Origin of the sequence: Micromonospora sp. MH99, from assembly GCF_021442385.1 — a bacterium.
Classification (GTDB): domain Bacteria; phylum Actinomycetota; class Actinomycetes; order Mycobacteriales; family Micromonosporaceae; genus Micromonospora.
The window spans coordinates 32,985-53,739 of record NZ_MUZA01000023.1 but is presented as its reverse complement, the minus strand read 5'-3'; the positions used below and the strand labels follow the sequence as shown (position 1 = coordinate 53,739).

At 72.5% G+C, this 20,755-nt stretch carries 19 protein-coding genes, 1 tRNA gene and 1 pseudogene; 13 read left to right on the top strand and 8 right to left on the bottom strand.

What is annotated here, in order from left to right; all coding sequences use genetic code 11:
- The first annotated feature begins 50 nt into the window (after positions 1-50).
- Together B0E54_RS14750 and B0E54_RS14745 are read left to right on the top strand one after the other, a co-directional pair.
- On the top strand, positions 51-614 hold the full coding sequence (locus B0E54_RS14750; RefSeq protein WP_234584096.1) for a hypothetical protein: 564 nt from the start codon (positions 51-53) through the stop codon (positions 612-614).
- 103 nt (positions 615-717) lie between these two features.
- On the top strand, positions 718-2,049 hold the full coding sequence (locus tag B0E54_RS14745) for an NAD(P)/FAD-dependent oxidoreductase (RefSeq protein WP_234584095.1): 1,332 nt from the start codon (positions 718-720) through the stop codon (positions 2,047-2,049).
- A gap of 57 nt (positions 2,050-2,106) precedes the next feature.
- On the opposite strand, the gene B0E54_RS14740 is transcribed toward B0E54_RS14745, so the two are convergent.
- Positions 2,107-3,966, bottom strand: coding sequence for a hypothetical protein (locus tag B0E54_RS14740; protein WP_234584094.1), 1,860 nt, complete (start codon positions 3,964-3,966; stop codon positions 2,107-2,109).
- A gap of 101 nt (positions 3,967-4,067) precedes the next feature.
- On the opposite strand from B0E54_RS14740, the gene B0E54_RS14735 reads away from it, so the two are divergent.
- From B0E54_RS14735 to B0E54_RS14720, 4 genes are all read left to right on the top strand, one after another.
- Positions 4,068-4,148, top strand: a tRNA-Leu gene (locus B0E54_RS14735).
- 111 nt (positions 4,149-4,259) lie between these two features.
- Positions 4,260-5,075, top strand: a complete 816-nt coding sequence (locus B0E54_RS14730) for a Bax inhibitor-1/YccA family protein (RefSeq protein ID WP_234584093.1) — start codon at positions 4,260-4,262, stop codon at positions 5,073-5,075.
- Between the two features lie 138 nt (positions 5,076-5,213).
- The gene (locus tag B0E54_RS14725) at positions 5,214-5,972 is read left to right on the top strand and encodes a Bax inhibitor-1/YccA family protein (RefSeq protein WP_234584092.1); all 759 of its coding nucleotides are present in this window, start codon (positions 5,214-5,216) and stop codon (positions 5,970-5,972) included.
- A gap of 46 nt (positions 5,973-6,018) precedes the next feature.
- Entirely contained in the window at positions 6,019-6,339 is a 321-nt protein-coding gene (locus B0E54_RS14720; protein WP_234584091.1) for a hypothetical protein, read from the top strand.
- A gap of 7 nt (positions 6,340-6,346) precedes the next feature.
- Here the strand turns inward: B0E54_RS14720 and B0E54_RS14715 are convergent, their stop codons facing one another.
- From B0E54_RS14715 to B0E54_RS14705, 3 genes and pseudogenes are all read right to left on the bottom strand, one after another.
- The gene (locus tag B0E54_RS14715; protein WP_234584090.1) at positions 6,347-7,609 is read right to left on the bottom strand and encodes an acetyl-CoA C-acetyltransferase; all 1,263 of its coding nucleotides are present in this window, start codon (positions 7,607-7,609) and stop codon (positions 6,347-6,349) included.
- Positions 7,610-7,688: 79 nt separating this feature from the next.
- The gene (locus B0E54_RS14710; RefSeq protein WP_374109273.1) at positions 7,689-8,435 is read right to left on the bottom strand and encodes an SGNH/GDSL hydrolase family protein; all 747 of its coding nucleotides are present in this window, start codon (positions 8,433-8,435) and stop codon (positions 7,689-7,691) included.
- 33 nt (positions 8,436-8,468) lie between these two features.
- Positions 8,469-9,550: pseudogene (locus B0E54_RS14705) on the bottom strand (SGNH/GDSL hydrolase family protein); the annotation flags it as partial.
- Positions 9,551-9,700: 150 nt separating this feature from the next.
- Between B0E54_RS14705 and B0E54_RS14700 the strand changes: the two are divergent.
- Together B0E54_RS14700 and B0E54_RS14695 are read left to right on the top strand one after the other, a co-directional pair.
- Positions 9,701-10,057, top strand: a complete 357-nt coding sequence (locus tag B0E54_RS14700) for a YkvA family protein (protein ID WP_234584087.1) — start codon at positions 9,701-9,703, stop codon at positions 10,055-10,057.
- A 72-nt stretch (positions 10,058-10,129) separates the two neighbouring features.
- A complete protein-coding gene (locus tag B0E54_RS14695) occupies positions 10,130-11,500 on the top strand; it encodes a cystathionine beta-synthase (protein WP_234584086.1) in 1,371 nt (456 codons plus the stop codon).
- A gap of 231 nt (positions 11,501-11,731) precedes the next feature.
- On the opposite strand, the gene B0E54_RS14690 is transcribed toward B0E54_RS14695, so the two are convergent.
- The 4 genes from B0E54_RS14690 to B0E54_RS14675 all read right to left on the bottom strand — a co-directional run bounded on the left by B0E54_RS14690 (position 11,732) and on the right by B0E54_RS14675 (position 14,691).
- Complete coding sequence (locus B0E54_RS14690) at positions 11,732-12,241, bottom strand: GNAT family N-acetyltransferase (protein ID WP_234584085.1); 510 nt, start codon at positions 12,239-12,241, stop codon at positions 11,732-11,734.
- Complete coding sequence (locus B0E54_RS14685) at positions 12,238-13,167, bottom strand: ribonuclease Z (RefSeq protein WP_234584084.1); 930 nt, start codon at positions 13,165-13,167, stop codon at positions 12,238-12,240. Before B0E54_RS14685 ends, B0E54_RS14690 begins: the two co-directional genes overlap by 4 nt.
- Positions 13,168-13,530: 363 nt before the next feature.
- The gene (gene msrA / locus B0E54_RS14680; RefSeq protein WP_234584083.1) at positions 13,531-14,193 is read right to left on the bottom strand and encodes a peptide-methionine (S)-S-oxide reductase MsrA; all 663 of its coding nucleotides are present in this window, start codon (positions 14,191-14,193) and stop codon (positions 13,531-13,533) included.
- Positions 14,194-14,268: 75 nt separating this feature from the next.
- Positions 14,269-14,691, bottom strand: coding sequence for an HIT family protein (locus tag B0E54_RS14675; RefSeq protein ID WP_234584082.1), 423 nt, complete (start codon positions 14,689-14,691; stop codon positions 14,269-14,271).
- Between the two features lie 108 nt (positions 14,692-14,799).
- On the opposite strand from B0E54_RS14675, the gene B0E54_RS14670 reads away from it, so the two are divergent.
- The 5 genes from B0E54_RS14670 to ilvA all read left to right on the top strand — a co-directional run bounded on the left by B0E54_RS14670 (position 14,800) and on the right by ilvA (position 20,737).
- Positions 14,800-15,849 (top strand): YncE family protein, encoded by a 1,050-nt coding sequence (locus tag B0E54_RS14670; protein WP_234584081.1) that lies wholly within the window; start codon positions 14,800-14,802, stop codon positions 15,847-15,849.
- 113 nt (positions 15,850-15,962) lie between these two features.
- Positions 15,963-17,105, top strand: coding sequence for a cystathionine gamma-synthase (locus B0E54_RS14665; RefSeq protein ID WP_234584077.1), 1,143 nt, complete (start codon positions 15,963-15,965; stop codon positions 17,103-17,105).
- A gap of 12 nt (positions 17,106-17,117) precedes the next feature.
- Entirely contained in the window at positions 17,118-18,527 is a 1,410-nt protein-coding gene (locus B0E54_RS14660) for an amidase (RefSeq protein WP_234584075.1), read from the top strand.
- 46 nt (positions 18,528-18,573) lie between these two features.
- Positions 18,574-19,392 carry a DUF4328 domain-containing protein gene (locus B0E54_RS14655; protein WP_234584073.1) on the top strand — a complete coding sequence of 273 codons (819 nt, stop codon included), beginning with the start codon at positions 18,574-18,576 and terminating at the stop codon, positions 19,390-19,392.
- Between the two features lie 124 nt (positions 19,393-19,516).
- Positions 19,517-20,737, top strand: coding sequence for a threonine ammonia-lyase (gene ilvA, locus B0E54_RS14650; protein WP_234584071.1), 1,221 nt, complete (start codon positions 19,517-19,519; stop codon positions 20,735-20,737).
- Positions 20,738-20,755 lie beyond the last annotated feature (18 nt).

The following is a 20,755-nucleotide window of genomic DNA, read 5'->3' as shown; positions in this document are numbered from 1 at the left end:
CCGCAGTCGCGAGCGACAGGCAGCCCGGTGAGCGCTAGGGGTGTGTGCAGATGATCGACGCGATCACCGGGCGGGTTCGGGCTGCTCAGAATGCTGTTTCACGGATCAGCGCCGTTCCGCTGATGGTCCGGGCCGCGATCTTCGTCACCGCTCTGGCCGGGCTGGCGCTGGCGTTTCCCGCCGAGGTGTTGACCGGTCGGCCGCTGCTGTTGCTGGCGGTGGCCGCGCTGCTGCCCGCGATGGGTCCGCGGCGGCTGTGGCCGACCTTCGTGGCGCTGGTCATGGCCGGGGGCTGGCTGCTCGCCACCGACGGATACGGCCGGCCGGTGGAATTGTGGCGGCTGCTCGCCGTCGCCGCGCTGTTGTATCTGGGGCATTCCCTGTGCGCGCTGGCGGCGCTGCTGCCGTACGACGCGATGGTGGACCCGGAGCTGGTCACCCGGTGGTTGCTGCGGGTGGCGGCGGTGCTGTTGGGCACTGCCGTGCTGGGGGTGCTGCTGTTGCAGGCGGCGGGCCTGGGCGGGGAGGCCGGTCATCAGTGGGTCACCGTGCTGGGGCTGGTGGTGGCGGTGGGTCTCGTCGCGTTGCTGGGTTGGCTGCTGCGGCGTAGGTGAACCCCTGTGGCGACAGGGTTACGCAGGTCACAGGGGTTGTGTTCCGTCACAGATGGGGGGCGCGAGCGGGATTACCTGAGCCGGGCGGGGAAAGATAGATGACGTGAATCCGAAGCGGATCCTTGTGGTGGGTGCCGGGCACGTCGGTCTCTACGCGGCCCTGCGCCTGTCAAAGAAGCTCAGCTCCCGTGAGGCTGAGGTCATCGTCGTGGACCCCCAGCCCCACATGACCTACCAGCCGTTCCTGCCCGAGGCCGCGGCGGGGAACATCTCCCCCCGGCACTCCGTGGTGCCGCTGCGGCGGGAACTGCGCCGGTGCAAGGTGGTGGCGGGAACGGTCACGCGTGTCGAGCACGACCGCAAGGTGGCCACCGTGCAGCCGATCGTCGGCCCGGCCCGCGAGATCGCGTACGACCACGTGATCGTCGCGCCGGGTTCGGTGTCCCGGACGCTGCCGATTCCCGGGCTGCACGAGCAGGGCATCGGGTTCAAGACCATCGGTGAGGCGATCTACCTCCGTAACCACGTGCTGGACCGGCTGGACGTCGCGGCCGTGACCCCGGATGCGGAGGTGCGCCGCTCGGCGCTGACCTTCACGTTCGTCGGTGGCGGTTACGCGGGCATCGAGGCGCTCGCCGAGATGGAGGACATGGCCCGGGACGCCCTGCGCTACTACCCGGAGCTGAAGCCGGAGGACATGCGCTGGGTGCTCGTCGAGGCCACCAACCGCGTCCTGCCCGAGGTCGACCGGGACATGGGCGCCTACACGGTGCAGCAGCTCATGAAGCGCAACATGGACATCCGGTTGGACACCCGCCTGGAGTCCTGCGTCGACGGGGTGGTCAAGCTCTCCGACGGGGACAGCTTCCGGTCCGACACGATCGTCTGGACGGCAGGCGTGAAGCCGTCGCCGATGCTGGACGCGACGGACTTCCCGCGTGACGACCGCCGGCGGGTCACCTGCATCCCCACCCTGCAGGTGGTCGACGGTGACCGGGTCATCGAGGGCGCGTGGAGCGCCGGTGACTGCGCCGCCGTACCGGACCTGACCAAGGAGCCGGGCAACTTCTGCTCGCCGAGCGCCCAGCACGCGGTGCGCCAGGCGGCGCGGATGGCCGACAACATCGCGAACGTGATCCGGGGCCGCGAGCCGGTCAACTACAAGCACAAGCACGTCGGCAGCGTCGCCAGCCTCGGCCTGCACAAGGGCGTCGCCCAGGTGTACGGCATCAAGATGACCGGCTGGCCGGCCTGGTTCATGCACCGGACGTACCACATGAGCCGGATCCCCTCGTTCAACCGTAAGGTCCGGGTGGTCGTGGACTGGTCGCTGGCGTTCTTCCTCAAGCGTGAGGTCGTCGCCCTGGGTCAGCTGCACGACCCGCGCGAGGAGTTCGTCGAGGCGTCCCAGCCGGTCGGCGCACCCCGCGTCTGAGCGAACTGGACGAAAGGGCCCCCCCGACCGGGAGGGGCCCTTTCGCGATGTTCGGCGTCAGACCCGCCAGATCCAGGCGTCGGCGACGCGGGTGGCCGGGCCGTACAACTGCTCCAGGGTCGCCCGCAGGCTGTCGGCGTGCGGCGCGTCGTCGGCCAGTGCCACGCAGGACGCTCCCCAGAAGTCGACGTCCCGGGCGGCCTGCCGGCGCTGTTCGTCGCCGATGGCCGGCTGGTCGCCGCGGCGGGCGACGTCGGCCAGCAGGGCGGAGGTGGGCTGCTTGAAGGTGCCCATGGCGGCGGTGCCATGGCGTCCGTACGGGCCGATGAAGAACCCCTCGGGCAGGCCGAACCCGGCGTCGGCGGCGGCTGCCCAGCGCATCGGCCACGGTTCCTTGGGGGTGGGCAGCGGCACCGGGACCAGCACCCCGCCCGGGCGGACGCACTGCCGCCAGTGCCCGCCGGTGATGAACTCCGGCACGGCGGGCCGCTCGGTGGTCGGCAGTGGAGTCGGAAAGATCGGCAGCAGGGCTGCGATGACGGCCAGCGGCACCAGCCGCCGCGCCCGGCCGGTGCCGCGCAGCGCCCGGTCGACGGCCACGACGAGCACCGTCGCCACGATCGGGAGCAGCGCCAGGCCGAACCGCATCGGCAGCGCGCCGTCCACCACCGGCAACCCGGCCAGCAGGGCGTACGGGCCGGGCAGCGCGGTGCGGGTGCCGCCGAGCACCACCTCCGGGCCGAGGGAGAGCGCGCCCATCACCAGCGCCGCCACCACGCAGGCGAGCACCACCCGGCGCCGGCCGGCCCAGACCGCGCAGAAGGCGGTGACCAGCAGCAGCGGCCAGCCGAGGAAGGTGTTGTATTCGGCGGGGCCGGTGGTCAGCCGGGACGCCTCGTCACTGCCGGCGACGGACAGCGGGGAGACCGCCCACCAGCTGCTGAGGTCGGCCGAGAAGTAGGCCGGGCTGAACATCCCGTCGGCGACGCCCTGCGGTCCGGCGAACTGGAACCAGAGCGGGTAGCCGAGCACCAGCAGCGCCAGGCCGGCGGCGATCGCCAGCCCGCCGGCGAATCCGGGCAGGGCGCGGCGGGCGAGGTCCCGGTCCGCCACGGCGTAGCTGATCGCCATCACCAGCAGCGCGACGGCGCAGAGGAAGAGGACCTCCTCGCCGATGAAGACCTGCGCGGTGACGGCCGCGGCCAGCCCTGCCGCGGAGCTGATCATCCGCCGTCGGTCCGGGCCGACGGATCGGGCGCGGCCCGTCCCGTCGGTCGTCGTGGGGCCGGGGTCGGACGCGCGGAGCAGCCGGAGCACCAGCCAGACGATCACCGGCACCAGCCACTGCGCCGTCATGTGCAGATGGCTGTTGGACTGCGAGATCATGCCCGGACCGAAGCCGCACAACCCGCCGCCGAGCGCGGCGGCGAGGCGGTGGGCCCGCAGCGTCCGGTGGAACAGCAGGTACCAGGCGAGGGCGGTGCCGGCCAGGTTGGCGGCGGCGAGCAGTGCGAAGGTGGTGGGTGCGCCGAGCAGGAGGGTGATCGGCGCGCAGACGACGCCGAGCGCGATGACAGTGGTGTTGGCCATCAGGTTGACGCCGTCCGGGGCGTTGAGCCGGTCGGTGAGCAGGTGGAAGTCACCGAGCAGCGCCCGCGCGTCGACAGCCAGGAACCACTCGTAGAGCGTCTGGTCCTCGGGGTTGAGCGCCAACGTCCGCCCATTTGGGTCGGGCCACAGGCCGTGGGTCAGCCAACCGGCCAGCGCCACCCAGACCAACGCGATCAGCAGGTCCGTCCGGTGGCGGCGGACGGCGGAGCGCAGCCGGACGGCCCGGGGTCGGCGGATGACCTGATCGTCGAGACGGAAGACCTGGTCAGGGGCGGCGTCGGGGGCCGTTGGGGCTGCGCTGCTCACGGCATCGACCCTAATGTGGCCAGCCCGGCGGGGTACGCCGGGTCGCCGTCGACCGGCTACGGTGACACTGCACCGTGCGTGTCGGCGCGCGGGTGCCACCCGCCCGGGTGGTGGAACGGCAGACACGGCCGCCTTAAAAGCGGCTGCCGAAAGGCATGCGGGTTCGACCCCCGCCCCGGGCACCCAGCCGCCACGGCCGCCGCGTTCTCATCGTGATCACCAGGAGTGGGTCGGGCAGTTTACTCTTGGGGTGCACGTTCACGTGCAAACGACCCCCTGAGGGAGGCCAGAAAGTGAAGACCTCGAACCCGGTGCTCGCCCGGCTCGGCCAGGCGGCCGAGCGGGAGCGCTCCGCCGGGTACGCACCGGCCGGGCCGTACGGACAGCCCGGCATTCCCCAGCAGTACCCGTCCCAGGCCGGCTACCCGGCCGCGCCGCCCGCCGTGGCGCCGATGACCGTCGACGACGTCGTCGTCAAGACGGTTGCTCTGTTCGGCATCCTCGGCATCACCGCCGCGGCAGCCTGGGTGCTCGTGCCCGACGCGCTGGTCAGCACCGCCTGGATCGGCGCGGCGGTCGTCGGCCTGGTGCTCGGCCTGATCATCTCGTTCTCCCGGATGGCCAACCCGGCGCTCGTCATCGCGTACGCGGTCGTCGAAGGTGTCTTCGTCGGCATGGTCAGCAAGGCGTTCGAGTCCGCCTACGACGGCATCGTGCTCCAGGCCGCCGTGGCGAGCTTCGGCATCTTCTTCGTGATGACGATGATCTACAAGGCGAAGATCATCCGGGCCACCCCGGTCTTCGTCAAGGTCATGACTTCGGTGATCATCGGCCTCGCCGCGGTCTTGCTGATCAACCTGGTGCTGGCGCTGTTCGGCATCAACACGGGTCTGCGTGACGGCAGCCCGCTGGCCATCGGCTTCAGCCTCGTCTGCATCGTGGTCGCGTCGCTGAGCTTCGTGCTCAGCTTCAAGGAGATCGAGGACGGCGTCCGGATGGGCCTGCCCCAGCGCTACTCCTGGGTGGCCGCGTTCGGCATCCTGGTCAGCCTGGTCTGGCTCTACATCGAGATCCTGCGCCTGCTGAGCTACTTCCAGGGCGACGACTGATCTCGTCCGTCCCGTCCGACCGGCGCCCGCTCCCGCTCACCGTGGGGGCGGGCGCCGTCGTCCGCGCCGTTTCGCCGCCGCCGTGCGGCCGTCCGGGGCAGAGTGACTGCCAGGGGTACGCGGGCGAAGGAGGCGACGGTGCGCAGCAACAACCCGGTGCTCAACCGGCTGGACGAGACCGGCCGGTTGGAGTCCCGGGTGGTCAGCTCCCGCGACGTCGAGCCGATGACCGTCGACGACGTGGTGGTGCGTACCGTCGGACTGCTCCTGCTCACCGGTGTGGCCGCCGCGGTGTCCTGGGCGCTGGTGCCCGACGCGGTGTGGTCGGGGGCGGCCCTGGCCGGCACCGCCCTGGCCTCGATCGCGCTGGTCCTGGTCATCTCGTTGCGGGGGATCACCAACCCGGTGCCGATCGTCGGCTACGCGTTGCTCCAGGGGTTGCTGCTGGGGGTCGCCAGCCGGACCTTCGAGCAGGTCTATCCGGGGATCGTGGTGCAGGCGGTGGCCGGCACGTTCGGCGTCTTTCTCGGCATGGCCGCGCTGTACCGGGCACGGGTGATCCGCGCGACGCCCCGGCTGGCCCGCCTGGTCATCGGCACGCTGCTCGGCATCGCCGTGCTGAGCGTGGTCAACCTCGTGTCGTACCTGATCTCCGGCCGGCCGGGGCTGGCGGTCTACAGCGTCAGCGGGGAGGTCGGCTGGCTGCCGTACGCCTTCTCGGTCGTGGCGATCATCGCCGGTGCGTTCAGCTTCATCCTCGACTTCGACCTCGTCGAGCGTTCGGTGCGCGACGGCCGACCCCGCCGGTACGCGTGGCTGAGCGCGTTCGGCCTGCTCACCGGCCTGGTCTTCCTCTACTGGCAGCTGCTACGGCTGCTCAGCTACCTGCGCCGCTGAGCGGTCCGCGATGTCGGGGCCGGCGTCGGCCGTAGACTCGGCGGCGATGAGCGCAGAGGAGTTGGAGCGGACCGTGCGGTTGCTGGTCCGCCAGGTCGGGCACTGGGAGCAGCCGCGCTGGGCGGCGGCGGCGACCACCGGCAACGTGCCCCGCGCCGACCTGATGCACCGGTTGGTGCAGGAAATCGCCAACCTGGCGGCCGACGCCGAGGGGCAGCCCCGCCGGACCGTGCCCCGGCTGGACAACGACCTGGCCCTGCCCGACCAGCTGCGCGTGGTCACTGCCGACCTGCTGGCCGCCGGGGCCGACGCCGAGGCGCTGGCGCGGGCCGCCGCCGAGGTGACGGCGACCCGCGGCGCGCTCTGACGTCGGGTCAGCTCAGGCGTTCGAGAACCATGGCCATGCCCTGGCCGCCGCCGACGCACATCGTCTCCAGACCGATGGTCTTGTCGTGCCACTCCAGCGCGTTGAGCAGGGTGCCGGTGATCCGGGCGCCGGTCATGCCGAACGGGTGGCCGACCGCGATCGCGCCGCCCATGACGTTCAGCTTCTCCTCCGGGATGCCCAACTGCCGGTAGGAGGGGATCACCTGGGCGGCGAACGCCTCGTTGATCTCGACCAGGTCGACGTCGTCGATGGTCATGCCGGCCCGCTTCAGGGCCTGTCGGGACGCCTCGACCGGTCCGAGGCCCATGATCTCCGGCGACAGCGCGGTCACGCCGGTGGAGACGATCCGGGCCAGCGGGGTCAGACCCAGCTCCTGCGCCCGCTGGGCGCTCATCACGACGACGGCGGCGGCGCCGTCGTTGAGCGGGCAGCAGTTGCCCGCGGTGATCCGGCCGTCCGGGCGGAACACCGGCTTCAGGCCGGCGACCGCGTCCAGGGTGACGCCCGCGCGGGGGCCGTCGTCGGTGCTCACCACTGTGCCGTCCGGCGTGGTGACCGGGGTGATCTCCCGGGCCCAGAAGCCGTCGGCGATGGCCTTCTCGGCGAGGTTCTGGCTGCGGACACCGAACTCGTCCATGTCGGCGCGGGTGACGTCGTGCACCTGGGCCAGGTTCTCCGCGGTCTGCCCCATGGTCAGATAGATGTCCGGCAGCTCACCGGCCTCGCGCGGGTCGGTCCACACCTCGGCGCCACCCTGCGCGCGACGCTTGGAGCGCTCGCCGGCCGCCGCGAAGCGCGGGTTCTCCCAGCCGCCGCCGACGAGGGCCTGCGCCTCGGGAGGCAGCCCGTCGGAGCTGCCGCGGGCGTAGCGGGAGACCATCTCGACACCTGCGGAGACGAACACGTCGCCCTCGCCGGCGCGGATCGCGTGCAACGCCATCCGGGTGGTCTGCAACGAGGAGGCGCAGTAGCGGGTCAGCGTGGCGCCGGGGACGGTGTCCAGCCCGAGCAGGGTGGCCACCACGCGGGCCATGTTGAAGCCCTGCTCACCGCCGGGCAGGCCGCACCCGAGGTAGATGTCGTCGATGGTGGTCGGGTCGAGTTGGGGGACCTTGTCCAGCGCGGCCTGGACGATGGTCGCGGCGAGGTCGTCGGAGCGGACACCGCGCAGGGACCCCTTGTGCGCCCGACCGATGGGGGAGCGGGCGGTAGCGACGATGACGGCGTCGCGGGACGACTCAATCGGCATGAGCCAACGTTAACCCGCCGGTAACATGGCACGGAAGAAGCAGGCGCGGCGGGAAATGTCACCCCGCCCGGACGCCGCTCTAGCGCCGGGAGGCGACCGCCGCCGCGGCAGCGACGGCCGGCAGCAGGGCGTGCGCCCACACCCGGTAGCCGTCGGCGGAGGGGTGGAAGCCGTCGTGGCAGAGCGTCCCCGCGTCGGCCCGGAAGACCGGACCGGTCTCGGTGGCGAGGTCGACCACCGCGCCGCCCGCCTCCAACACCGCAGTGGTCTGCGCGCGCGCCATCCGCCGCCCGGACCAGCCGACCAGCTGACGCAGCGGCGGCGCGATGGCGCGTACGGCCCCGAGGTCGGGGCAGGTGCCCACCACCACCTCGACGCGCGCCTCCCGCAGCCGGTGCACCGCCGCCCCGAGATAGGCGGACGCGTCGGCGGGTCGGCGCAGCCCGGTCGCGTCGTTCGCGCCGATCAGGATGAGTGCCACGTCGGGCCGCTCGCCGAGCAGGGCCCGGGCGACCTGGGTCGCCAGGTCCGTCGAGCGGGACCCGGAGACACCGACGCTGGACAGGTGCACCCGGCGACCGGTCGGCCCCTCGGCGAGCAGGTTGGCCAACTGTCCGCCGATGGTGTCGTCGAGGCGGTCGACGCCCACGCCCAACGCCGACGAGTCACCGAGCAGCACCAGCCGCAGCGGCGCGGCGTCGGCCCGACCGATAGTGGCCCGCAACGCCAGCCCCAGCTCCGGCTCGGCATAGCGCCGGTGCCGGGCGACGAACGCCTCACCGGCCAGGACAGCGGCGCCGCCCACCGTGCCGGCGAGCAGCGACATCGCCGCCGCCCGACCCAGGCGGCCGGGAAGACCGGCGGTCACGCTCCGCTCGCTGCGCTCGTTCATGCCAGTCCCTCCACTGTCGAGGTGTCCGTCGCGGAGCCGGACTGCGGCACCGTGTTGACACCGAAGAACGCCCGGCGACGCAGCTGCGCCCACCGGCCGGCCGGCCCTCGATCGCGGCCCCGGACCTGGGTGCCGCTGACCTCGGTGCCGGCGTGCCGGGCCGCCTCCTGCGCGGCCTTTGGCAGCGACCGTACGCCCTCGCCCCGCGCCGGTGTGGCCCGTCGCTCCGGCCCGGAGCCGAGCGCCGAGAGCATCGTCGGCAGCAGGGCGGCGGCGGCCATCGCGTACCCCTCGGCGGAGGGGTGGAACCGGTCCCAGGCGAACATCCGGTGCGGCTCGGCGGCGAACCGTGGGCCGAGCAGGTCGCCGAGGGACACCGTCGAGCCACCCGCCTCGACCACCGCCACCGTCTGGGCGGCGGCGAGCTGGCGACTCCACCGGTGCGCCAGCCAGCGCAGCGGTGGCTGGATCGGCCGGATCGCGCCGAGGTCGGGGCAGGTGCCGACGACCACCTCGCAGCCGGCGTCGCGCAGCTCGTGGACCGCCTCGACCAGATAGCGCACCGCCAGGCCGCGCGGCGTGCGGTTGGTGATGTCGTTGCCGCCGATCAGGATCACGGCGATGTCCGGCGCGCACTCCAACGCCGCCTCCACCTGGTGCCGGAGCGCCGCGGAGATGGCGCCGACCACCGCGAAACGGCGCACCAGTACCGGCCGGTGCAGCCGTCGGGACAGCCCGGTGGCGAGCAGCGCTCCCGGTGTCTCCCGGCGGCGGTGCACTCCGTAGCCGGCTGCCGACGAGTCACCGAGCACGACCATGGTGAGCGGGGGGCCGGGGAACTTCGCGCCGTACATCCCGTCGCAGCGCGGCGGCGGGGCCTCGGCCATGGGGATGGTGCGCCGGGCCTGGCGGGCCTGGCCGAGCAGCACCCCGCCGGTGGCCATCGCGGCCGCCGCGGTGGCGCCCGTCCCGATGGCCGCCAGCCGGGCGATCCGCCAGGCCTGCCGCCAGCGCGGACCAACGGGTACGACAGAACCAGCCACCCCCATATGCCGACATTATCGCGCCGGCCCGACACGCCGCTGTCGTCGTCCCGGCTCGGGAGTGCCTGGAAACCGACGCGACGGGGTACCTGTCTGGTGGAGGCCGGCCGACTTGCGCCGACCCGCCACGCTGATCCGGCGGAGAGGAGCGCGACGATGGGGAAGACACTGAAGCGCAGCGCGGCGTTCACGGCCCTGGCGCGGGCACTGGCGGCGGGGGCGCGCGGCGGGCCCTCGTTGGGCACCCGACTGGCGGCGCTGCCCCGGATGATCCGGGCGACGACCCGGGGGCAGTACGACGGCGGCCTCCGGCTGGCCCTGATGACGGCGGCCACGGCGTACATCGTCTCGCCCATCGACCTGCTGCCGGAGATCCCACTGGCGATCTTCGGGCTGGCCGACGACGCGGTGATGATCACCTGGCTGGCCGGCAGCGTGCTCGCCGAGACCGACCGATTCCTCGAGTGGGAGGCCCGACGCAGCTCGGTCATCCCCGGGGGGCTGGTGCCCTGACGGCACGTACGCTGGTCGGCGAGGATACGTCTGCCCGGCCGCCGTCGCCGGCGCCGCAACGAAGGGCACACCGTGCAGTACTACGACAACGTCGTCGACATGATCGGCAACACCCCGCTGGTCCGCCTGCGCAACGTCACCGAGGGCATCCGGGCAACCGTGCTCGCCAAGGTGGAGTACCTGAACCCGGGTGGCTCGGTGAAGGACCGGATCGCGCTGCGCATGGTCGAGGACGCCGAGGCGGCGGGCCTGCTGCGGCCCGGTGGCACCATCGTCGAGCCGACCAGCGGCAACACCGGTGTCGGGCTCGCCCTGGTGGCCCAGCTCAAGGGCTACAAGTGCGTCTTCGTCTGCCCCGACAAGGTCAGTCAGGACAAGCAGGATGTGCTGCGGGCGTACGGCGCCGAGGTGGTGGTCTGCCCGACCGCCGTCGCCCCGGAGGACCCGCGCTCGTACTACAACGTCTCCGACCGGCTGACCCGGGAGATCCCCGGCGCGTGGAAGCCCGACCAGTACAGCAACCCTGCGAACCCGCGCTCGCACTACGAGACGACCGGCCCCGAGCTGTGGAAGCAGACCGAGGGCGGGCTCACGCACTTCGTGACGGGAGTCGGCACCGGCGGGACGATCTCCGGCATCGGTAGGTATCTCAAGGAGGCGTCCGACGGTCGGGTGCAGGTCATCGGGGCCGACCCGGAGGGCTCGGTCTACTCCGGCGGCACCGGCCGCCCGTACCTGGTCGAGGGCGTCGGCGAGGACTTCTGGCCGGAGACGTACGACCGGGGTGTGGCCGACGAGATCGTCGAGGTCTCCGACAAGGCGTCCTTCGAGATGACCCGGCGGCTGGCCCGCGAGGAGGGCCTGCTGGTCGGGGGCTCCTGCGGGATGGCGGTGGTCGCCGCGTTGGAGGTGGCCCGCAAGGCCGGCCCGGACGACGTGATCGTGGTGCTGCTGCCCGACGGCGGCCGGGGCTACCTGTCGAAGATCTTCAACGACTCGTGGATGGCCCGGTACGGCTTCCTGGACAACTCCGGCCACGAGCCGACGGTCGCCGACGCGCTGGCCAGCAAGCCGGGCGGCCTGCCCGAGCTGGTGCACGTGCACCCGACCGAGACGGTCCGCGACGCGATCGACTACATGCGCGAGTACGGCGTCTCCCAGCTGCCGGTGCTCAAGGCCGAGCCGCCCGTGGTGACCGGTGAGGTGGCCGGCTCGATCGCCGAGCGGGACCTGCTCGACGCGCTGTTCACCGGTCAGGCTCACCTGCACGACACCATCGAGCGGCACATGGGCGACCCGCTGCCGATGATCGGCGGTGGTCAGCCGGTGAGCGAGGCCGTCGGCCTGCTGGAGAAGTCCGACGCCGCGCTGGTCCTGGTCGACGGCAAGCCCAAGGGCGTCCTGACCCGCCAGGACCTCCTGGCCCACCTCGGCGCCCACTAGCTGCCCCCGAGCTGCTACCGCCCCCGCGACGTGCCCCCGCAGGCTGCCCCTGCGGGGGCACAGGACACCCCGCGCGTCCTTTGCTCTGCTTCAACCCAGGCAACAGAAATGCCCGGTCACTGTTGCCTCCGCTGAAGCAGAGCAAAGGCTCTGCGTGAGGTGGGTGGGGGTGGCCGGCTGGGCCGTTGCCGGGCCGGCGTTGAGGGTGGTCGGGCTGTTGCCGACCGGTGCTCAGAGGGGGCGGGTGTAGCGGACCTGCGGGGTGCGGGCCGCGCCGATGTGCTCCTCGCGCTCCACGCCCGTCGACGTCCAGCCGCCGCGCTCATAGAAGGAGCGGGCGTGCGCGTTCTCCCGGAGCACCCAGAGCACCGCGTGGCGCCAACCCCGGGCGCGCATGGCGTCCAACGCGTCCACCATCACCAGGCGGCCGGTGCCCCGGCCCTGCTCGGTTGGTTCCAGGTGGATGGCGTTGAGCAGCCCCGTCGCCGGGTCGTCCTCGTCGTCCGGGCCCAGGTAACTGAACCCGACGAGCGCCCCGGCCCGCTCCGCGACCGTCAGTCGGTGGCTGTCCCGCTCCCAGCGCCACCGCTCGGTCCAGTACGCGCCCATCGCCTCCGGTGTCGGGTCGGCCAGGGCTTCGACCGGCAGGAAGGCGGAGTACGCGGCGACCCGGGAGCGCTGGTGCAGGGCGCCCACCGCCATCAGGTCGCCTTCGGTCGCGGGCCGGAGCGTGACGGTCATCCGGCCGAGGCTACCCGGCGCGGCGGGACCTGCACGGTGGTCAGATCCTCGGCGATGACCAGGTCGCCGTCGAAGTGCGCTCGGGCCTCGTCGTAGAACCGGCGCGGGTCGGGGTAGCGCTGCGAGAAGTGCGTGAGCACCAGGGTGCGTACCCCCGATTCGGTCGCCACCCGCGCGGCCTGCGCCGCGGTCAGGTGCCCGACCTCGGCGGCGAGCGCGGCCTCCGACTCCAGGAACGTCGACTCGATGACCAGCAGGTCGGCGTGCTCGGCCAGGGCGTACACGCCGTCGCAGAGGCCGGTGTCCATCACGAAGGCGAACCGCTGCCCCGGCCGGGGCACGCTCACCTCGTCGCGGGTGACGCGACGACCGTCGAGGTCCAGGTGCCCGACGCGGATCAGCTCGCCGACGGCCGGACCGGCGATGCCGTACGCGGCCAGCTTGTCCGGCAGCATCCGGCAGCCGTCCGGCTCGACCAGCCGATAGCCGTACGTCTCGATGGGGTGCCGCAGCCGGCGGGCCTCCAGCGTGCCGCAGCTCAGGGCGATCCGTTGACCGTCGGTCTCGATCGGGGTGACCGCCAGCTCGGCTGTCTCGTAGAAGGAGGTGGCGTGCCGCAGTCGGGCGAAGTACTCGGCGCCGCCCGCAGGGAAGTGCACGGCGACCGGATGCGCCACCCGGTCCAGCGAGAGTCGCTGGATGGTGCCCGGCAGGCCGAGGCAGTGGTCGCCGTGGAAGTGCGTGACGCAGATCCGGGTCAGGTCGGTCGCGGTGACAGTGGTGTGCAGGAGCTGCCGCTGGCTGCCCTCACCCGGGTCGAAGAGGATCACCTCGTCGTCCCAGCGCAGCACGTACCCGTTGTGGTTGCGCTGCCGGGTGGGCGCCTGGCTGGCCGTCCCGAGAATCACCAGCTCGCGCATCGACACACTGATCTCCCGCGGATATGGAGCGACCCCCGGGGCGCTCCACGCTGTCGCGCGGGCCGGCTGGACTTGGCCGGCACCCCGGGGGTCGGGTGGCTGTCTGGAATTCGCCGCACCGCTGCCACACGGTCTCGACGGTCGTACTGGTTGCCCGCCTCGCGGCGGACGAATCACTGTCGAGGACAGCGGCTAGCTGACAGCCACCTCACGAGTCCGATTGCTATACAAGTCTGGACCACCTCCTTTCACGTGTACCTGCACGCTATCGAGTCCCCGGCGGGCTCGGCAACGGATTTCGATCACAGGGCCGAACGGGAATGCCCGGCCACCTAGTCGGCAGCCGGGCATCGCGTTCACGCAGGTGGGTCAGCCAGCGGTACGGGCAACGCCGACCGGGCAGCTCAGGCCGTTCGGGCCGTGGTTGCAGTACCCGTTCGGGTTCTTGGTCGGGGCGAGGTACTGCTGGTGGTAGTCCTCGGCGAAGTAGTAGCTGCCGAGCGGGGCGATCTCGGTGGTGATCTCGCCCTTGCCGGCCCGCGTCACGATCGGCTGGAACGCGTCCCGGGACGACTCCGCGATGGCCCGCTGCTCGTCGGTGGTCGTGTAGATCGCCGACCGGTACTGGGTGCCCACGTCGTTGCCCTGGCGCATGCCCTGGGTCGGGTCGTGGTTCTCCCAGAAGACCTTCAGCAGGTCCTCATACGTGATCTTGCTGGGGTCGTACACCACCTGGACGACCTCGGCGTGCCCGGTTCGGCCGGAACACGTCTCCTCGTACGTCGGGTTCCTGGTGATGCCACCCGCGTAGCCGGCGGAGGTGGTGTAAACGCCGGGCAGCGTCCAGAACAGCCGCTCAGCGCCCCAGAAGCAGCCCATGCCGAAGACCGCTACCTGCAGCCCCTGCGGGAACGGGCCCTTCAACGGGGTGCCCAGCACCTCGTGGCGGTCGGCGACCGGCATGGCGATCTGACGGCCCGGCAGGGCCTGGTCGGGCGAAACCATCTCGGCGTTCATACGGCGCAAAAACACGTGGGGATCTCCTCTCGTACCTCTCGCAGCGTGCAACACCGGTGGGTCCACCTTCCTTACCCGCACGGGTGTGAGTCAGGCAGCGCCCGAGAGTGCGGCGGCGACCCGGTGGGCGTAGGTCTCGGCCTCGGCGTCGTCCGCGTAGCGGGTGCGCGGCCAGAAGAACCCGCGCAGCCCGTCGCCCTTGGTGCGCGGCACCACGTGAGTGTGCAGGTGCGGGACGGACTGGGACACCTTGTTGTTCATCGCCACGAACGTCCCACCGGCCCCCAGAGCGGACTCCACGGCCACCGCCAGGCGCTGGACCAGCGCGAAGTAGCCGGGCAGCAGCTCGGCCGGAAGCTCGGCCAGGGTCACCAGGTGCACCCGGGGCACCACCAGCACGTGCCCCTTGAACACCGGACGGGTGTCGAGGAACGCCACCCCGTCCGGTTCGTCCGCGACCCGGAACGCCGGCACGTCACCCGACACGATCCCGCAGAACACGCACCCGCTCATCGCCCCAGGCTATGTCGCCGGCCACGCGGGGACGCGTGCCCCCCGCGCATCCATCGGCCGTGGTAGACATTTACCGGCCTGGATCAACACACGGGGGAAGGACGCACCTTGCACATCAGAAGAGGCACGACCCTGGCGCTGGCGGCACTGACCGCCGCGCTGCTCACCGCCGCGACACCGGGCGCCGCCCAGGCAGCCGCTGCGCCGACGGCCACCCCACTGTCGTTGCCGGCGGTGTCCGACGTGGTGTCCGCCGGTGACCGGGTCTTCGTCAGCGGTGGCCCCTCCTCGACCGACGTCGTGGTGGCCAGCGCGACGGGCGCGGTGGTCGGCACCCTGTCCGGCCTGCCCGGCCCCTCCGACCTGCTGCTCAGCGCCGATCGGCAGACCCTCTACGTGGCGCTGCCCACCGCCAACGCCATCGCCGCCTTCGACACCGGCTCACTTGTCGAGTCGGCCCGGTACGACACCGGTGCGGGCGCGTGCCCGTCGTCGCTCGCGCTGACCGGGCGGTACCTGTGGTTCGGGTACGGCTGTGGCGGTTGGGACGGCAACATCGGCCGGATCGACCTGGGCCGCCAACCGGCCCGCGTCACCACGGGCCTGGACACCGGTAGCGGCTTCTACGGCGCTCCGCTGCTGACCGCCGCCAGCCAGAACCGTTCGGTGCTGCTGGCCGGGCAGCCGGGCCTCAGCCCCGCCTCGGTGTACGCGTACGCGATCGGCACCGGGGGCGTGCTGGGCCCGCCGAGCACCAACGACTTCATGGCGATCGGCAGCAACCTGCGCGACATCGCGCTCGACCCCACCGGCACCACCCTCTTCACCGCGTCCGGCGCCCCGTACGAGGTGCAGGCGTTCCCGGTCGCCGCCATCAGCACCCCCTCCGCGACCTACCCCACCGGCGCGTACCCCAATGCTGTCGAGGTGTCGCGTGACGGCACCCGGATCGCCGGCGGAGCGGACGCCTCCTACGACCCGGACGTGTTCGTCTTCCGCCCGGACGGCACCGAGCTGGCCCGCTTCGAGCTGGGCGACGAACTCAGCTCCGGCGCGCTGGCCTGGGCGCCCAACGGGGCCCGGCTCTACGCGGTCTCCTACGACTGGACCGGCGCCCACCCGGTCACCCTGCACGTCCTGCCCGTTCCGGCCGGCTGACCGGCCCGCCGGCCTTCCGGCCGGCACGCGGGGGCCGGGCCGAAAGGTCCGGCCCCCACCCGGAGCACGGGTTCCGTTCCAGCCCGCCGGACGGGGGCACTAGCCTCACCAGAATGAGTCACGGCTTCGAGACGCTCGCCATTCACGCCGGTCAGGACCCTGAGGCCCGCACCGGCGCGGTGATCCCGCCGATCTACCAGACCAGCACGTACGCCCAGGACGCCGTCGGTGCGCCCCGGCTCGGCTACGAGTACAGCCGCTCGGGCAACCCGACCCGTGACGCCCTCCAGGAGTGCCTGGCCGCGCTGGAGGGCGGGCCCGTGGGCCTCGCCTTCGCCAGTGGCCTGGCCGCGGAGGACACCCTGCTGCGGGCGGTCTGCCAGCCGGGCGACCACGTGATCATCCCGGACGACGCGTACGGCGGCACCTACCGGCTCTTCGCCCGGGTCGCCCAGCGCTGGGGCCTGGAGTTCACCCCGGCCAAGGTCTCCGACGCGGCAGCGGTCCGGGCCGCCGTGCAGCCCGGCCGGACGAAGATCGTCTGGGTGGAGACGCCGACGAACCCGCTGCTCGGCATCGCCGACATCGCCGCCCTGGCCGCCGTGGCACACGACGCGGGCGCGCTGCTGGTTGTGGACAACACCTTCGCCTCGCCGTACCTGCAGCAGCCGATCGCCTTCGGCGCGGACGTGGTGGTGCACTCCACCACCAAGTACGTCGGCGGGCACTCCGACGTGGTCGGTGGCGCGCTCGTCGTCGCCGACGCCGGGCTCGGCGAGGAGCTGCGCTACCACCAGAACGCGATGGGCGCGATCAACGGCCCGTTCGACGCCTGGCTCACCCTGCGCGGCATCAAGACCCTCGGGGTACGCATGGACCGGCACTGCGACAACGCCGAGCGGCTCGCCGCGTACCTCGACGGGCACGCCAAGGTGGCCCAGGTGATCTACCCCGGGCTGCCCTCGCACCCCGGTCACGAGGTCGCCGCCAAGCAGATGCGTCGGTTCGGCGGCATGATCTCGTTCCGCGCCTCCGGCGGTGAGGACCACGCCGTCGAGATCTGCAACCGCACGAAGCTCTTCGTGCTCGCCGAGTCGCTCGGCGGCGTGGAATCCCTGATCGAACACCCGGGCCGGATGACACACGCAAGTGCTGCCGGCTCGCCGCTTGAAGTTCCCGGCGATCTCGTGCGACTGTCTGTCGGCATCGAGACGGTCGACGACCTGCTCGCCGATCTGGAGCAGGCGCTGGGCTGACCGCTGGGGAGGATGGCCGTGCAGGACATCATGGCGACCTGGGTCGGGGCGACCGCCAAGCAGATCGCCCGGGGCGTACGCCGGGGCGACGTCTCGGCCACCCAGGTCGTCGCCGACCACCTGGAGTACATCGCCTCGGCCGACCGCGAGCTGGCCGCCTTCCGCGCCGTTCGCGGCGGCGAGGCGATCACCGAGGCCGAGAAGGTCGACGAGCAGGAGGACCTGGCCAACCTCCCCCTGGCCGGGGTGCCGGTGGCGGTCAAGGAGAACACCCCGGTCGCCGGCCTGCCCACCTGGAACGGGTCGGCAGCCGTACGGACCGACGTCGCCGAGGCCGACCACGAGGTGGTGCGTCGGCTGCGCGGCGCCGGCGCGGTGATCCTCGGCGTCACCCGGATGCCGGAGCTGGGGCTGTGGGCACTCACCGACGACGACAGCGCGGTGACCCGCAACCCGTGGGACAACACGCGTACCCCCGGTGGCTCTTCGGGCGGCGCCGCCGCCGCGGTCGCCGCCGGCCTGGTGCCGATCGCGCACGGCAACGACGGGCTCGGCTCGATCCGGATCCCGGCGGCCTGCTGCGGCCTGGTCGGCCTCAAGCCCGGCCGGGGCGTGGTGCCCTGCCAGCTCGGCGCGGACGACTGGTTCGGCCTCACCGAGCACGGCATGTTGACCAGCACCGTCGCGGATGCCGCGGTCGGCTTCTCGGTGCTCGCCGGCCGGCGAGCGGAGAAGCTGGTCCCGCCGCAGCGGCTGCGGGTCGGTGTCTCACTGCGCTCCCCGGTGCGGGGCGTCTCCCCGGACGCGCCCAACCGGGACGCGGTGGCCACCGCAGGCCGGCTGCTCGCCGCCGCCGGGCACGACACCGTGCCGGCCGATCCGGTCTATCCCACGGCCCTGGGCCTGCAGGGCATCGCCACCTGGTTCGCCGCGGCCGCCACCGACGTCCGGGCCGCCGGGCTGGACCGACGCGGCCTCCAGCGCCGTACCCGGCGGCACGTCGCGCTGGGCGAGTGGGCGCAGCGTCGCGGTTACGTCCGGGAGGCCGACCGGGCCGCCTGGCGGCAGCGGTCGGTCGACTTCTTCACCGACCACTCGGTCGACCTGCTGCTCACCCCCGCGCTGGCCAGCGCGCCGCCGGAGGCCGGGCGCTGGTCCGAGCGGTCCTGGCGGGCGAACATGTCGGCCAACATCCGGTACGCCCCGTACGCCGCGCCGTGGAACATCGCCGGCCTGCCGGCGATCGTGGTGCCGGTGGGCCGCCGGCCGGACGGCCTGCCGGTAGCCGTCCAGATCGTCGGCCCGCCCGGCTCGGAGCTGCTGCTGCTCGGCGTGGCCGGTCAGTTCGAGATGGCCGCCCCGTGGCCGCGGCACGCCCCCGGCTACCCCGTCGTCGGAACGGGGTCGCCGGCCACCGCATGATCGTCTACGGTGTCCGCGCAACGTCGCGCGGACCCGGGGGACACCAATGCGCTGCCAGACCTGCGGGGACCCCACGTCCCCCGAGCACAACGACTGCCAGCGCTGCCACACGCCGCTGGGCCAGCCCGCCGTCACGCCGGGCCTGCCGACCTACCGCGTACGCGGGATCGGCCTGGCCGCGAACATCGCCGTCGGCGCGACCGCCGTGCTCTACCTGGTGGTGGCGCTGTCCCCGCTGATCGGGATGGCGATGGCCCGGCAGGCCAGGGCCAACGACGATGCGGACCTGCTGCTCGGCCCGCTGCTCATCGGAGGGCTGCTGTCGCTGCTCATGCTGGTGGCGCAGCTCACCGCCGCCGTACTGGTGATCATCTGGACGTGGCGGACGCGGAAGAACACCGACGCCTTCCCCGGTGCGCTGCCGACGCTCGGGGCCGGTTGGGCGATCGCCGGCTGGCTGGTGCCCTTCGCGAACTTCGTGGTGCCGGCCCGGGTCGTGGCCAACGTGGCGCGGGACAGCCTCTGGCGGCGGTTCACGCCGACGCTCGTGGTCGTCTGGTGGTGTGCCTGGCTGCTGTTCAGCGTCGGCGACCGGGTGAGCAGCCGCCTGGACGATCGGGCGTACGAGCAGCTGCCGGAGACCCCGTCCACCGACGCCGGCTACCAGGCGTACGTCGACTACTACGGCGACTCCCTGCTCCGCAACAGCCTGCCCGCGCTGGGCTGCGCGATCGCCGCGGTGACGCTGATCGTGCTGATCCACCGGATCTCCGCCGCGCAGGAGGCCCGGATCGCCCGCGCCGCCCCGGTGTGGCCGACCGCCCCGGTGTGGCCAGCGGCCCCGGTGTGGCCGGCGACGCCGTGATCCACTCGGGATCGCCGAGGTGGCGGTGTCGGGGCGCGGTTGACACCGCCACCTCGGGGACGTCGAGTGGATCAACCCGGTGTCGCCGCAGGGGAGGCCGGAGCCGGGTGGCACGATCTGGGGCATGACGGAACTGGTCGGCCTCGACGACGTACAGGCTGCGCGGAAACTGCTCGCCGACGTCGTCCGGACCACCCCGCTGGAGCCCTCCCGGCCACTGAGCGCGGCACTGGGCGGCCCGACCTGGCTCAAGTGCGAGAACGTGCAGCGCGCCGGCTCGTACAAGGTCCGCGGCGCGTACGTGCGGATCTCCCGGCTGTCGGCGGCCGAGCGCGAACGGGGCGTGGTCGCGGCGAGCGCCGGTAACCACGCGCAGGGCGTCGCTCTCGCCGCCGGGCTGGTCGGCACGCACGCGACGGTCTTCATGCCGGTCAACGCGCCGCTGCCGAAGGTCGCCGCCACCAAGGGGTACGGCGCGCAGGTCGAACTGGCCGGCAACACGGTCGACGAGTCGCTGGTGGCGGCGCAGACGTACGCCGAGCGCACCGGCGCGGTGCTCATCCACCCGTTCGACCACCGGGACGTGATCGCCGGGCAGGGCACGGTGGCGTTGGAGATCCTCGAACAGTGCCCCGAGGTGCGCACGATCATCACCGGGGTGGGCGGCGGCGGCCTGATCTCCGGCATGGCGGTGGCAGCCAAGGCACTGCGGCCGGACGTCCGCATCATCGGCGTCCAGGCGGCCGGCGCGGCGGCCTTCCCGCCCTCCCTGCTGGCCGGGGAACCGGTCCGGCTGCCCGCCTTCGCCACGATCGCGGACGGCATCGCGGTCGGGCGGCCGGGGGAGATCACGTTCAACCATGTCCGCAAGCTCGTCGACGAGATCGTCACGGTCACGGAGGAGGACATCTCCCGGGCCCTGCTGATGCTGTTGGAGCGCGGCAAGCAGGTCGTCGAGCCGGCCGGGGCGGTCGGCGTGGCCGCGCTCCTGGCCGGCGTGGTGGAGGTGGAGACGCCAGTGGTCGCCGTGCTCTCCGGCGGCAACATCGACCCCCTGCTGATGATGCGGGTGATCGAGCACGGTCTGGCGGCCGCCGGCCGCTACCTGCGGGTGACGGTGCGCTGCTCGGACCGGCCGGGGCAGCTCGCCTCGCTGCTCAGCCAGATCGCCGAGCACCGGGCCAACGTGGTGGACGTGGAACACCAGCGGGCCAATCCGCACCTGGGCCTCGGCGAGGTCGAGGTGGCGCTGTCGGTGGAGACCCGTGGTGTGGAGCACTCCGACACGCTGATCAGCGCGTTGCGAGCCAGTGGCTATCAGGTGGTCTTCGCCGCCGAGGCGTGACACGGGTGGGTGTCACGC